The sequence below is a fragment of the Streptomyces sp. NPDC050548 genome, from assembly GCF_044457385.1.
GTDB lineage: Bacteria > Actinomycetota > Actinomycetes > Streptomycetales > Streptomycetaceae > Streptomyces.
Window position 1 is genome coordinate 59,217 of record NZ_JBITGV010000007.1, and the last position, 12,936, is coordinate 72,152.

General features: G+C 67.9%; 14 protein-coding genes and 1 pseudogene. 6 read left to right on the forward strand and 9 right to left on the reverse strand.

Features of this window, described 5'->3' with window-relative positions:
- The first annotated feature begins 57 nt into the window (after positions 1-57).
- Genes pdhA through ACIBJH_RS20580 form a run of 3 tightly spaced genes read left to right on the forward strand, consistent with a single transcriptional unit; the run spans position 58 to position 3,629 of the window.
- Positions 58-1,215: a pyruvate dehydrogenase (acetyl-transferring) E1 component subunit alpha gene (pdhA, locus tag ACIBJH_RS20570; RefSeq protein ID WP_399118251.1), complete on the forward strand. Its 1,158-nt coding sequence runs from the start codon at positions 58-60 to the stop codon at positions 1,213-1,215.
- A gap of 1 nt (position 1,216) precedes the next feature.
- Positions 1,217-2,209, forward strand: coding sequence for an alpha-ketoacid dehydrogenase subunit beta (locus ACIBJH_RS20575; RefSeq protein ID WP_399118252.1), 993 nt, complete (start codon positions 1,217-1,219; stop codon positions 2,207-2,209).
- A gap of 10 nt (positions 2,210-2,219) precedes the next feature.
- Positions 2,220-3,629, forward strand: a complete 1,410-nt coding sequence (locus tag ACIBJH_RS20580; RefSeq protein ID WP_399118253.1) for a dihydrolipoamide acetyltransferase family protein — start codon at positions 2,220-2,222, stop codon at positions 3,627-3,629.
- A gap of 97 nt (positions 3,630-3,726) precedes the next feature.
- Here the strand turns inward: ACIBJH_RS20580 and ACIBJH_RS20585 are convergent.
- The 9 genes and pseudogenes from ACIBJH_RS20585 to ACIBJH_RS20625 form a co-directional block, all read right to left on the reverse strand.
- Positions 3,727-4,684: pseudogene (locus tag ACIBJH_RS20585) on the reverse strand (Bro-N domain-containing protein).
- Between the two features lie 149 nt (positions 4,685-4,833).
- Positions 4,834-5,529, reverse strand: a complete 696-nt coding sequence (locus ACIBJH_RS20590) for a contact-dependent growth inhibition system immunity protein (protein WP_399118254.1) — start codon at positions 5,527-5,529, stop codon at positions 4,834-4,836.
- A gap of 27 nt (positions 5,530-5,556) precedes the next feature.
- On the reverse strand, positions 5,557-5,856 hold the full coding sequence (locus ACIBJH_RS20595) for an RNase A-like domain-containing protein (RefSeq protein ID WP_399118255.1): 300 nt from the start codon (positions 5,854-5,856) through the stop codon (positions 5,557-5,559).
- A gap of 23 nt (positions 5,857-5,879) precedes the next feature.
- On the reverse strand, positions 5,880-6,584 hold the full coding sequence (locus ACIBJH_RS20600) for a Fic family protein (RefSeq protein WP_399118256.1): 705 nt from the start codon (positions 6,582-6,584) through the stop codon (positions 5,880-5,882).
- Positions 6,577-7,203, reverse strand: a complete 627-nt coding sequence (locus tag ACIBJH_RS20605) for a hypothetical protein (RefSeq protein ID WP_399118257.1) — start codon at positions 7,201-7,203, stop codon at positions 6,577-6,579. The genes ACIBJH_RS20600 and ACIBJH_RS20605 overlap by 8 nt, the downstream gene beginning before the upstream one ends.
- Before the next feature lie 54 nt (positions 7,204-7,257).
- Positions 7,258-8,871, reverse strand: a complete 1,614-nt coding sequence (locus tag ACIBJH_RS20610; protein ID WP_399118258.1) for an RNase A-like domain-containing protein — start codon at positions 8,869-8,871, stop codon at positions 7,258-7,260.
- Between the two features lie 275 nt (positions 8,872-9,146).
- Positions 9,147-9,464, reverse strand: coding sequence for a WXG100 family type VII secretion target (locus ACIBJH_RS20615; RefSeq protein WP_399118259.1), 318 nt, complete (start codon positions 9,462-9,464; stop codon positions 9,147-9,149).
- A gap of 64 nt (positions 9,465-9,528) precedes the next feature.
- A complete protein-coding gene (locus tag ACIBJH_RS20620; RefSeq protein ID WP_399118260.1) occupies positions 9,529-9,960 on the reverse strand; it encodes a WXG100 family type VII secretion target in 432 nt (143 codons plus the stop codon).
- A gap of 90 nt (positions 9,961-10,050) precedes the next feature.
- Entirely contained in the window at positions 10,051-10,494 is a 444-nt protein-coding gene (locus ACIBJH_RS20625; protein ID WP_399118261.1) for an ATP-binding protein, read from the reverse strand.
- Between the two features lie 246 nt (positions 10,495-10,740).
- On the opposite strand from ACIBJH_RS20625, the gene ACIBJH_RS20630 reads away from it, so the two are divergent.
- The 3 genes from ACIBJH_RS20630 to ACIBJH_RS20640 are packed head-to-tail and all read left to right on the forward strand — an operon-like array spanning position 10,741 to position 12,922.
- Positions 10,741-11,622: a helix-turn-helix domain-containing protein gene (locus tag ACIBJH_RS20630; RefSeq protein ID WP_399118262.1), complete on the forward strand. Its 882-nt coding sequence runs from the start codon at positions 10,741-10,743 to the stop codon at positions 11,620-11,622.
- A gap of 5 nt (positions 11,623-11,627) precedes the next feature.
- Positions 11,628-11,819 (forward strand): DUF397 domain-containing protein, encoded by a 192-nt coding sequence (locus ACIBJH_RS20635; RefSeq protein WP_399118263.1) that lies wholly within the window; start codon positions 11,628-11,630, stop codon positions 11,817-11,819.
- Positions 11,816-12,922 carry a DUF6183 family protein gene (locus tag ACIBJH_RS20640; protein ID WP_399118264.1) on the forward strand — a complete coding sequence of 369 codons (1,107 nt, stop codon included), beginning with the start codon at positions 11,816-11,818 and terminating at the stop codon, positions 12,920-12,922. The genes ACIBJH_RS20635 and ACIBJH_RS20640 overlap by 4 nt, the downstream gene beginning before the upstream one ends.
- The last annotated feature ends 14 nt before the right edge of the window (positions 12,923-12,936 follow it).

A 12,936-nucleotide genomic window follows, 5' to 3' on the forward strand; every position in this document is an offset into this window, starting at 1 on the left:
GGTGAGCCGCACTGGCACCCGGCGAACCCGGGGAGCCGGACCGACGGAGGAGCACACGTGACCGTGGAGAGCACTGCCACGCGCAAGCCGCGACGCAGCGCCGGAAGCAAGGCCAAGGGCGCCGACCCGGACCTCGTCCAGCTGCTGACGCCCGAGGGCAAGCGAGTCAAGAACGCGAAGACCGCCCCGTACGACAAGTACGTCGCCGGCATCACCCCCGATGAGCTCCGCGGCCTGTACCGCGACATGGTGCTCACCCGGCGCTTCGACGCCGAGGCCACCGCCCTCCAGCGCCAGGGCGAGCTGGGCCTGTGGGCCTCGCTGCTCGGCCAGGAGGCCGCCCAGATCGGCTCCGGGCGGGCCACCCGCGAGGACGACTACGTCTTCCCGACCTACCGCGAGCACGGCGTCGCCTGGTGCCGCGGCGTCGACCCGACCAACCTGCTGGGCATGTTCCGGGGCGTCAACCACGGCGGCTGGGACCCGAACACCAACAACTTCCACCTGTACACGATCGTCATCGGCTCGCAGACCCTGCACGCCACCGGCTACGCGATGGGCGTGACCATGGACGGCGCCGACAGCGCCGTCGTCGCGTACTTCGGGGACGGCGCCTCCAGCCAGGGCGACGTCGCCGAATCGTTCACCTTCTCGGCGGTGTACAACGCCCCGGTGGTGTTCTTCTGCCAGAACAACCAGTGGGCCATCTCCGAGCCCACCGAGAAGCAGACCCGCGTCCCGCTCTACCAGCGCGCGCAGGGCTACGGCTTCCCCGGCGTCCGCGTCGACGGCAACGACGTCCTGGCCTGCCTCGCGGTCACCAAGTGGGCGCTGGAGCGGGCCCGCAGCGGCGAGGGCCCGACGCTCGTCGAGGCGTACACGTACCGCATGGGCGCCCACACCACCTCCGACGACCCGACGAAGTACCGCGCCGACGAGGAGCGCGAGTCCTGGGAGGCGAAGGATCCGATCCTGCGCCTGCGCCGGTATCTCGAAGCCTCAAACCACGCGGACGAGGGATTTTTCGCGGAACTCGAAGCGGAAAGCGAGACGTTGGGCAGGCGAGTACGCGAAGCGGTCCGTGCCATGCCGGACCCGGACCGGTTCGCACTCTTCGAGCACGTGTACGCGGACGGGCACGCGCTCGTCGACGAGGAGAGGGCCCAGTTCGCCGCCTACCAGGCGTCGTTCGCGGACGAAGAAGGGGGTAAGTGACATGGCGCAGACCGCGACAACCAAGAACCTGCCGCTGGCCAAGGCGATCAACGAATCGCTGCGCGCCGCCCTGGAGTCCGACCCCAAGGTCCTCATCATGGGCGAGGACGTCGGCAAGCTCGGCGGCGTCTTCCGCGTCACGGACGGCCTCCAGAAGGACTTCGGCGAGCGCAGGGTGGTCGACACCCCCCTCGCTGAGTCGGGCATCGTAGGCACCGCCATCGGATTGGCCCTCCGCGGCTACCGCCCGGTCGTGGAGATCCAGTTCGACGGCTTCGTCTTCCCGGCCTACGACCAGATCGTCACCCAGCTCGCCAAGATGCACGCCCGCTCCCTGGGCAAGGTCAAACTCCCTGTCGTCGTCCGCATCCCCTACGGCGGCGGAATCGGCGCGGTCGAACACCACTCGGAGTCCCCCGAGGCCCTGTTCGCCCACGTGCCCGGCCTGAAGATCGTCAGCCCGTCGAACGCGTCGGACGCCTACTGGATGATGCAGCAGGCCATCCAGAGCGACGACCCGGTGATCTTCTTCGAGCCGAAACGGCGCTACTGGGACAAGGGCGAAGTCAACACCGAGTCGATCCCCGGCCCCCTGCACAAGGCCCGCGTGGTCCGCGAGGGCACCGCCCTGACCCTCGCCGCCTACGGCCCGATGGTGAAGCTCTGCCAGGAAGTCGCCGACGCGGCGGCCGAGGAGGGCAAGTCGCTGGAGATCCTGGACCTGCGCTCGGTGTCCCCGCTGGACTTCGACGCGATCCAGGCCTCGGTCGAGAAGACCCGCCGCCTGGTCGTGGTCCACGAGGCGCCGGTGTTCTTCGGCTCCGGCGCCGAGATCGCGGCCCGCATCACCGAGCGCTGCTTCTACCACCTGGAGGCCCCGGTGCTCAGGGTCGGCGGTTACCACGCCCCGTACCCGCCGGCCCGCCTGGAGGAGGAGTACCTGCCGAGCCTGGACCGGGTGCTCGACGCCGTCGACCGCGCTCTGGCGTACTGAGGAGAGGGTCGTGACGACGATGACTCAAGCGGAAGCGTCCGTACGCGAGTTCAAGATGCCGGACGTGGGCGAGGGCCTGACCGAGGCCGAGATCCTCAAGTGGTACGTCCAGCCCGGCGACACCGTCACCGACGGCCAGGTCGTCTGCGAGGTGGAGACGGCCAAGGCGGCGGTGGAACTCCCCATCCCGTACGACGGCGTGGTCCACGAACTCCGCTTCCCGGAGGGGACGACGGTGGCGGTGGGCACGTCCATCATCGCGGTGGCGGTCGCGGGTTCCGCGGCCGAGGCTCGGCCCGAGCCGAAGCCGGAGCCGGTGGAGGAGGCGAAGCCCGCCGCCCGCACCCCGGTGCTGGTGGGCTACGGCGTCTCCACGTCCGCGACGAAGCGCCGCCCCCGCAAGGGCGCGGAGATCCCGGCGCAGGAAGCGTCGGCGGCGACGGCGGCCGTACAGGCGGAGCTGAACGGCCACGCGCCGGCAGTGGCGTCCCCGTCCCGCCCCCTCGCCAAGCCGCCGGTGCGCAAGCTGGCGAAGGACCTGGGCGTCGACCTGGCGACGGTGACCCCGTCGGGCCCGGACGGCATCATCACCCGCGAGGACGTGCACGCGGCGCTGGCTCCGGCGCAGGCCCCGGCACCGGAACCGGTGCAGACCCCCGCACCCGCACCGACCCCTGTCCCCGCGGCCCTCTCGGTGCCTTCCGCGACGTACGACTCGACCCGGGAGACCCGCATCCCGGTCAAGGGCGTCCGCAGGGCGACGGCGGCGGCGATGGTCGGCTCGGCGTTCACGGCGCCGCATGTCACGGAGTTCGTGACGGTGGACGTGACCCGCACGATGAAGCTGGTCGAGGAACTGAAGCAGGACAAGGAGCTGCAGGGCCTGCGGGTGAACCCGTTGCTCCTGATCGCCAAGGCCCTGCTGGTCGCGATCAAGCGCAACCCGGACATCAACGCGTCCTGGGACGAGGCCGCGCAGGAGATCGTCCTCAAGCACTACGTCAACCTCGGCATCGCGGCGGCGACCCCGCGCGGGTTGATCGTGCCGAACATCAAGGACGCCCACGTGAAGACGCTGCCCCAACTGGCGGATTCACTGGGCGAGTTGGTGTCCACGGCACGCGACGGCAAGACGTCTCCCGCGGCGATGCAGGGCGGCACGGTGACCATCACCAACGTCGGCGTCTTCGGCATCGACACCGGCACCCCGATCCTCAACCCCGGCGAGTCGGCGATCCTCGCGATCGGCACGATCAAACTCCAGCCGTGGGTCCACAAGGGCAAGGTGAAGCCCCGCCAGGTCACGACGCTCGCGCTGAGCTTCGACCACCGGCTGGTGGACGGGGAGTTGGGGTCGAAGGTGCTGGCGGATGTGGCGGCGATTCTTGAACAGCCGAAGCGGCTGATCACCTGGGCGTGACGTCCGCCCATTCGGTACCCTAGGACGCCTGGAGGGGACGGCCGCAACTTCGTTTTGCGACCGCCCCCTCCGCTGTTCCGGAGTGTTCAGGCCGGCCTCAGGACCCGTCGAGCACGTACACCGGCGCCCCGTCCTCCGCCCCGCCGCGCGAGCGGATGCAGGCGTGCTGGCGCAGCAGGCGGAGACACTCGTTGACGCGGCGTACGGTCAGCCCCGTACGCGACGCGATAGATTCGAGCGGCTCACGCAGTTCCCCCCTCCTCGACCAGCACCGGTGCGATCACCACGGCCACCGTCCACACGTCCTCCGTGACGGACAGCCGTTGCCGCCAGTCGGCCAGCACGGATTCCGTGGTGGGCTGAAGGGCGGGGGCGTCGACGACCGCAGGACGGTCGAGAGCGAGCACGTCGAGCCGGTCCGCGATGCGTCCCATGGCCTGGGCGATGGTCTCCTGCGCGACGAGCGTCGCACGCTGGGCGGCGAGCATCTCCCTTTGCAACGCCAGCGATTCACGCTGCGCGACCGCAAGCTCCCCGTCCACCTGAAGGTTGTGCGCCTCCAGCCGGACGATGGCCTCGGCGACCTGCTCGGGCATCGCGTACGCGATGGAGGCTCCGGGGTCGGCGGGCTGCACCTCGGCTTCTTCGAGGGTGTAGGAGCCTTCGCGCTGGATGGTCTCGATCACTTCGACGGCCCACTGCTTGAAGGGCGCGGCTGAGGGCTTGGTGCAGGCGTTGACGAGGAAGAGCAGCCCCTGAAGATTGATGAGATTCATGTCTCGGCGCCACTCCCGACCTGCGGGAACGCTGAGACCGTAACCATTCGTTACGGTCTCAAGAGTTTCTCGGGACCCCTCGGGAACATGGTCGGCGAGAGCCTTTCTGGCATTGGAGTGTCCCAACTCCTTGCAGACATCCACAGCCGGGAACCAGTGCGTCCCGTCCGGCATGGTCAGCCTCCGGACGCGGGCTCCGGTAGTCGCGTAGACGAAGTCGTTGACGTCGATCGCCTCGTGCTGTTCGGCGGAATCGGGTCGTTTGCTGGGGTCGTTCATGTGAACCACCTCCGCCGGGGAACGCAGGGCGGAGGCGAATGAATATGCCAGCTGATACAAGGATGTTCAGGATTGCGGTGGAAGATCACCCGAATCCACAGCACGGGACCGCCGAAGCGTGTAAGGCGTCAACTCATCGGCCCACTGGGTCACTTCGCGGCGCTGCCCGGCGGGGGCCCGTACTCGGCACGCGGCGCGGTCAGCCGGTCGGCGACCAGTGCGAGCCAGCCGCTGGGTGAGTACGGCGCCGGTGGGTCGACCTCCATGCCCAACTCGGCTAGGGCGAGGGCGTAGTCGGACTCGTCGATGTCCAGAGTGAGCAGTTCGTGCAGCTCGCCGACGAGGTGGGCGACCAACTGCGGGTCGGTCGAGGTCCGGTAGTCGTCGACCGCCGCGTCGTGGTCGTCGAACTCGTCCGGCATGTCCTGGGAGAACCACCCGCCGAGGAACTGGCCGAGTTCCGGGAAGCGGGCGTGCCATTCCCAATGGGTGGCGGGAGTGGCCGGGGGCGGGACCTCGCCCTCCTCGACGCTGTGCTTGATGTGGTCGGCGAGGCAGTACAGCCACTGCTGGACGTCTGATTCGGGAAGGCCGACGTCCGGGACGGCGTAGAACTCGCCGAGACGCAGGCGGAGTCGGCCGGGAGGGTTGTCGGCGTACTCGCGGAGTTGGCGTTCGGCGACGGCGAGGGCCCAGGGGCGGGTGTGCCAGGTGTGGCGGAGATAGGCGACCAGCGCCTCGCTCGGCTTGTCCGGGGTGTCGTCGGGCGGCTGTCCGGCGTAGGCGCGGATCACCTGGTCCAACTCGCCGTAGCGGCGGTCGTGTTCGAGGGGGCTCAGGGGCAAGGGGATCAGCCTCTACGGATCGGGTTGTTACAGGTAGACAGGGAACGTGGCGTGGACAGCGAACCCGTGCGGCCGGGATGCGTCCCGCTTCAGGATCACCCGGGCCGCGCGGACGTCCACCGGGTCCCGTCCGGCCAGCATCATCGCCTGGAGCAGGACCCGTCCGACCGGTTCGGGGCGGGAGGGCCAGGACGCCTCGATGGTCAGGCGGGGGCGCGTGGACTGGGCCAGCCAGCGGTGGATCGCCTGCTCGTTGGCAGTGACGACCTGTTGGGTGGCCCATTGGGCGGTTTCGTGGTCGGGGTAGGTCGAACTTCTTGTACGCACTGCCGGCGATTCCTGCACGGGCGTCACCTCGTCGAGGGGCTTGCGGATAGGTACGGACGGTGGGTTCCGCCATCGGATCCTCGCGCATCCGTCGACGTTTCCGTCCGGTCACGGCGCTCGGCGGCTGTGGCCAGGACGTGGATCAGACGCGCCAACGCTCTCGCGCCCGACGCGTCCTCGGCGTATCGGCGTATCTGGATGGGACCGACCTCGTCCAGCACGACATCCTCGCGTGCCAGCACGAATGCCAGGGCCAGCAAAGCGGCACGGCCATTTCCGTCGTCGAAGGGATGGAAGAAGCACACATCGAGATAGGCACGGGCCGCACGGGCCGGGAGCGGGAGGACGGTGTCGATGTCAGTGGCCTGCCGCAGGCATTCATCGAATTGGGCCGGTGTATCGGCGCACAGGCCGTACCGCTCCCGTCCGGCCTTGGCGAAGGCAGGCAGGACGCGAAATGCGACATCAGGCCGCCCGAGTACCAGCTTCTGCCACGTGCACAGGACGTCGAAGTCGAGGGGCCTGCCTGCCGTGGCGTCCGCTCGGGCCATCCGCCAAGCAGCCCGTACTCGGGCACCGCGAGCGGGATCGTTCGGCCTGCCGCCTGTCCCGATCACCTCGTCGACGGCGTCGCGGCGTCCATGGATCGGGCCTGTCAGAGTTTTGGACGCGTGTCTCCAGTCGACTTCGGCGCGCACCCGTAGCCAGTTCTGCAGGTCGTCACGCACCGTATCCTCCGATGGCCTCCCGAACCCGGTCCACCGCTTGTTCATCGGGCGCGACCCAGCTCTCGAACTCGGAGTCCACGACCTCGTCCGTCAGTTCCTCCGCCTCGGCCGGAGGCAGACCGGTCGACTCCAAGTACCAGGCAAGTGCCTGTTCGAAGACGGACCGCCAGCTCTCACCGGCTCCGGTGCGTTCGACGACGAGTGTGACAAGGGGAGCGACAGCCTGCTCGCGCACTTGGCGGATCTGTTTCTCGTCCGCGTCCGGCCCGAGTGTGAACTGCTCGAAGACTGCGGCAAGTTCCTCCAGCCACGCTCGCCATTGAAGCAAGGCACTCAGGCACCGCTGCGTCTGCTGCTCCAGTTCGCTCCCGCCCGGGCCGCTTGCCGGGACCTCCCTGACAACGAGTCCGGAGTCGGGCGATGAACCTGTCGCATTGAACCAGCCGAATGCCCAGGAGTCGTAGTGTTCGGCAAGACCACGGGCGATTGAACGGGTCGACCGCGGTACCCCCGCGCGACCGGACCGCGGGTCCGGCGAGGACGCGATCTCGTACACGACGTCTGCTGCCCGAGCGGGGTCGAACAGATGCGTAGCCGGGTCCATGTCCTGCCACGTCATCGAAGCGGGATACCAATCCGTACTGATGGCCACTCCTAGCCTCTGAAATGCGGCTTATCTGTTGGGCATTGACGTCAGGACGACGAACGGAGGATCCAGTTGAGGGTCGTACTTGAGGATGGTTCTCACCTTGTTGACTGGAATGGCTTCTGCCTCCAGCCCCTTGGTCTTGAACCCCTCGTTGTTCACATCGTTCGGCTGCTTGGTGACACTGCGCCCGCTCGTCTCACCATTTGGTGCCGTGCAATTGATGGGAAGTTTGAGATCGTCGTTCTGAGCTGACGGTGGACGCCCGAGCCATGCTGTGATTTCGGCTGAGTTCTCGTCCACATTGTACTGAGTCAGTCTCTGTGCCTGTGCCGTCGTAGTGAACGTGGACGCCGCCCCGACATGCGGCTTTCCGTGTGGCCAGGCGGCTGTCGGCGGATCTCCCTGATCGCGTAGACGTTGGGCGAGCTGTTCGTCCGACTTGCCTACGTGTTTGTCGAGAGTGTGGCCGCCGTCGAGCCATTCGTTGCTTGCGAGGTCGATCTTGTAGATGCCGTTCTTGGTGTCCTCCGGATTCGTCCAGGCGTGACTGTGCTTGAACTCGTCGAGCGACCGCGCACCGAAAGCCTCGGCACGTGCTTCCTCGGCAGCGTATCTGGGGACACTGAGCCTTGCTTCCTCCAGAGCTTCCTTGAGTGTGCTCAATTCGGCACCGTAGGAATGAATTTCCCGGTTGTAGGCGTCAACCGCGTGATTCAGGCGCCCCGTGTCGATGTTGGATATGAACTCCGCGGCCAGCTCGGGGAGTTCGCTGAGCTTTTCCAGGGCGTCCAGGATCCCCTTCACGGCGAAGGTTTTCGTCGCCGCGTCCTTGTAGACGTCGATGATCGTGGACCTGATCTTCGTGACTTCGGCGCTGACCCCGTCACTGGCCGTGGCGATGTCTCGTGCGGAGTCCTGGAGGACATCCAGCGCGGGCCGCCGGCCATCCTTGTGGTTCCACTTGTGGCCGAGCCGTTCCTGGCCCCAGGCCGTTGTGCCCCATATCGAGGAACAGAAGTCCCTCATCGCGCTCTGCCACTCGTCGTTCCCCGACGCGGGATTGGTGATGTACGCGATGGCGTCGTCGAAGCTGTCCGCGGACTTCTCGGCGTCCTTGCCCGCCTGCCGCCAGGCCTGCGCGATCTTTGGCAGGCTGACGTCGTCGCCGCCCGGCGTGATGTCCGCGACCTTCCCGTGCTGCAGAGCGTGCTTGAGGATCGGGCGCAGTACGTGGTCGCCGACCCAGCTCAGCGCGCCGGAGACCTCGTCGATGATCGCGTTGCCCCAGCCGTCCTCGGCGGAGGCGTTGCCCCAGGCGAGATCGGCGACCGGGCCACCCGCACCGGCCCTTTTGAGGACGGCCGGCGGACTCTTCTTCACCACCGAAGGGGTCAGGATGTTGGTGGCGTGTTCTGCCTCCGCGTAGTTGTTGGCGGTCACCGTGAGGCCCACGGCCGCACCTCCGACACCCTCGGTGGCCCGGTCCCAGACGTCGAGGAACAGGGCGGCGATCTCGGTGTACGCCTTGGCGAAGGCCTCCGGTCCCGAGCCGCAGCCCACCGCGTGTTCGTATCCGTCGAGCGTGTCGACGAGGCTCTTGGCCCGGTCGGCGAAGTCGTACTGGGCGTTGCGCAGCATGAAGGACGCGTAGTACACGTGCGGCGGCTGGACGTCGAACCCGGTGACCACGCTGCTGCCCGGAGCGGAGGGCTTCATCGCGGCCAGCTCGTCGGAACGTTGCTGCCGGGCCGAGACCGTGTCCTGTTGCGAGAGGTCCTTGCCCTGCGGGTCCTGGAGCGAACCAGGAGAAGGCGCGGGGGTCGCACCGCCCGAGCCGGACGCCGGGGCGGGCAGCGAACCGCTGCCGGTGGTGGCGGGCGGTGTCGTCGATGGCGAGGGAGAGGGCGTTACCATCAGGCCGCCCCCCAACCCCGCAGCACCGCCCGGTGCGCCGCCGAGTAATTCGCATGCCCTGTGGTGACGTATGCGTGCAGCCACTTCTGCGCGGCCTGCAGATCCTGTGCCGAGCGGTCCCACTCGTCCAGCTTCTCCACGAAGACCTCGCGGGCCTCGCCCTTCCAGGACAGGACGACCGGTTCGGCGCGGTCGTAGAGGTCGTCGAGTTTGCCGTTGAGCTGCTTGAGGATGTCCTCCAGCTCGGTGGCGAGGTCGTGGAGCGTGGCGAAGGAGACGGCTATGTGGTCGTCGTCGGCGGAAGCCCCGGTCGACATGATCCCCCTGGATATCGGTTCCGTTGGCAACTACAGCTGGGTGACTGGCACTTGACGGCTCGGTTCAGAAGGAGTCGAGGCTGCTGCGGGGCGGCGTCGGCGTATCGCCGCCCGTCGCCTCCACGCCGGGCGTGGACAGTTTGGCGACCTCGCCGGCGACGTTCACCTGGATCTTCCGCATCTGCTCCAGCACCTCGATGTCGTTCGCGGAGAAGCCGTCCCTGCTCATGCGTACGGCCTCTTCCAGCAGCTTCATCACTTCGCGGATGCGTACGGCGTCCTCGGTCGCCGCGCGGTGGAACTCGCGGTACGCCGTCGCCGCCGGGCCGCGCCAGCCGGCCTCGATGCGGTCGACGATCGCGTCCATGCGTCTGACCTGCTTGTCGAGGTGATCCTGCATGTCGTCGAGGTCACCGGCGAGCTTGGTGAGGTCGGAGGACGTCACGCGCAGGTTGGGGCCGCCGCCCTGGTCCGTGCCTGTTCCGGGCACTGCCATGCCGTATCCCCGCCCCCGTCACGTCGGCCTCACACTTCACTTGCTGTTGCAATAATCCTACGGTTCGCAGTGGCCCGGAAGCGAGGCCGTTCAGGGTCCCGCGATGTCCAACTCCGCCCAGACCGTCTTGCCGACAGTGAGCCTCTCCACGGCCCAACGGGCGGCCAGCGTACGGACGATGAGGAGACCTCGGCCGAACTGGTCGTCCGGGGTGGAGTTTTGGGGCCACGGGAGTCGCTCGCCTCTCGGGTCGGTGACCGCGACGCGCAGGGCGTTGCCGGTGAGGGACGTCTCCACGCGGAACAGGCGGTCCCGGAGGCAGCCGTGCAGTAAGGCGTTCGTGCACAACTCGCTTGCCAGCAGGGCCGCGTCGCCGGCGGAGTGGGGGTGTCCCCAGGTGGTGGTGAGGTGGGCGACGTGTCTGCGGGCGCGGGGGATGTTGATCGGGTACGGGGTGTAGGTGACGGCGTCGTAGTGGTCGTAGCGGCGGCGGTCGTGGGGGTTGGGGTATCCGGGAGGGCAGGAGTCGGTCACCGGGGCGCACCTCCTTGTGCGGTGGGGGACGGGGCCAGGTGGGGTGGCTCTGCCGTGCTGTGCCGGGTGCAGGCAGCACGGTGCGCTTCCGCCAACTGGTGTCGCTGGGTGGGTGATTCGGTACTGACGGTAGCGGTGGGAGTCATTGGCCAGCAAGTGTGAGGCCATAAATTTCTACTCGAATTTGCTTGCTCGCAGTGCGACGACGGCACAGACTGTGACCAACTCGTCGGGAGGGAGCGCGAGATGGCAGGTCGGAACCCTGATCGCGGGGTGTCCGTGTCGACCGTGCTGGCGCGGCGGCTGGGCGGTGAACTGCTCCGCATGCGTGAGGTGCGTGGGCTGCGTCAGGCGCATGCCGCCGAGGCGTTGTCGGCGTCGGTGGCCAAGGTCGCGAAGATGGAGCGCGGGCAGGTGCCGATCCGTGATCCGGACATTCGCGCGCTCTGTCACCTGTACAGCGAGACGGCTGAGCCGGTGATCGGGCGGTTGCTGACCCTTGCGAGGACGGACCGTGAGAGACGCAAGGCTCGTGGTTGGTGGAACCAGTACCCGCAGCTTTCGGCGATGGTCGAGTACGTGGCATTGGAGGACATCGCCACCAGCATGCGTACCTGGGAACTGGCCTTTGTTCCCGGCCTGTTGCAGACACCGGATTACGCGCGTGCGGTGGCCGTCGGCGCGGGATCGTGGGAGGACCCGGGGGAGATCGAACCCTTTGTGGAGGCGAGGCTGGCTCGTCAGGCCCGACTGCGTTCGGAACGGCCACTGGAGTTGTGGGCCGTGGTGCACGAGGGAGCGCTACGCCAACTCGTAGGTGGCCGTGCCGTGATGAAGGAGCAGCTGGGGCAGCTGCTGGACCTGGCCCGCACGGACACGGTGACCTTGCAGGTGGTGCCTTTTCTGGCAGGCGCGAACCCCGGCATGATCGGGTCGTTCAGCATCGTCTCGTTCGCAGAACCCGGTGCCCTGGACGTCGTGCACATGGACGTACCCTCTTCTACGCTCTGGTTGGAGAGCGAGGAGGACGCGGCCCGGCATGGTCGGATTTTCGACCGCATCGCGCGAGTGGGGCTGGCGGAGCGCAACGCTCTCGATCTGATCGAAGCCATTCGCAAGGAGATGTAGATCCGGTGACAGAGTTCGTGTTCGTCAAGTCCAGCTACAGCGGCGGTGATGCCGGACAGCAGTGCGTCGAAGTCGCCCGCAACATCCCCACCACAGTCGCCGTCCGAGACTCCAAGGCACCCGACGGCCCCATACTCCGTCTCACCCCCGCCACCTGGACGGCGTTCGCAGCGCACGCAGGCGACGACCGAGGGTGAGTGATCTCGACGGGCTCCCGTGGAACCACGCCGAACAGCGCGCCGCGCAAGGCGACGCATCGTACGTGCGCAAGCTGGGGGAGCAGTTGGCCCACCGGCACGAGGACGCCGTTCGGCAGGTAAGGGAGTACGAGCGCCAACTGGCCCACGTCGTACGGGTGCTGGCCCTCACCCCCAGCCGTGACAGCCTGGTCAACCTCCTCCAACTCCTCGACGAGAAGCGCCCGCCCACAGGGAGTTCCCGCCCCCTGCTGCCTTTCGTCGCCTCGCTCCTCGCGGAGCACCAACAGGTCACCGACCTCGCAGCCACCGTCTTCGACCGTCGCGGACTGGATCACCTGGACGAGCTGTACGTCTGCCTCTTCCACGAGTTGGTGCTCCGTGGTGTGGAGACCGACGCGTATCCGGCGCTGCGTTCCTCGTCGCGCGTACGACCCCCGTGGCACCCTCTGTCCTGGCTTCCGGCGCACCGCCGCGACGTGGAGTCCGGCGCCGGCTTCCCGAGCCGTTCGATCAACGGCTCCTTCTACGGAGTGCCGAGTCAGCTGCCCGCCGAGGGTCGCGTGGACCCGCCGACGCCCCGTACCTCCGAGCGGTCCGCCCTGCGCGACAGGGCCACAACGGACGTACAGGAGAGCATTGTTGCCGCCGTGAAGGCGGGCGAATGGGGTGACCACGGCGCCTGGGTCTTCATGCTGGACGAGGCCATCGCACCCGAGCGGGTACCGGCTCTGCTGCCGACCCTGTCCATGCCCTGTGTCGACGGGCTCGCCCCCACGGATCGCTTCGAGATCGCCGTCCGCCCGCTGGACGAGATCTGGCGGCTCCTCTTCGCCACGGCGTCGATGGGCGGCATGTTCGACACGGGCGTGCACGGCGCGTATGGCCGACTGTGGGCATGGCGTTCGATCGCCGGGCTGAGCGGTGCTCCGGCGGGCGCGAGCGCGGAGGAGGTGGAGCACCGTGCCCGGCAGAGCACCTGGTTCCACTTCGACACCGACACGGACTGGTTCCACGGCGACATCGAGTCCGACTACGGCATAGCCGCCCTCTCCCCCGACCGCCGCCGGATCGCGGTGCTGGCGGCGACGGACACCGACTAGAGAGCCCGGCCGGC

Excerpts from the sequence above, each read along its gene's own strand:
- ACIBJH_RS20575 (WP_399118252.1), top strand. The coding sequence starts at position 1,217 with ATGGCGCAGACCGCGACAACCAAGAACCTGCCGCTGGCCAAGGCGATC.
- ACIBJH_RS20620 (WP_399118260.1), bottom strand. The coding sequence starts at position 9,960 with ATGGCAGTGCCCGGAACAGGCACGGACCAGGGCGGCGGCCCCAACCTG.
- ACIBJH_RS20630 (WP_399118262.1), top strand. The coding sequence starts at position 10,741 with ATGGCAGGTCGGAACCCTGATCGCGGGGTGTCCGTGTCGACCGTGCTG.
- ACIBJH_RS20610 (WP_399118258.1), bottom strand. The coding sequence starts at position 8,871 with ATGCTGCGCAACGCCCAGTACGACTTCGCCGACCGGGCCAAGAGCCTC.
- ACIBJH_RS20605 (WP_399118257.1), bottom strand. The coding sequence starts at position 7,203 with ATGACGTGGCAGGACATGGACCCGGCTACGCATCTGTTCGACCCCGCT.
- ACIBJH_RS20615 (WP_399118259.1), bottom strand. The coding sequence starts at position 9,464 with ATGTCGACCGGGGCTTCCGCCGACGACGACCACATAGCCGTCTCCTTC.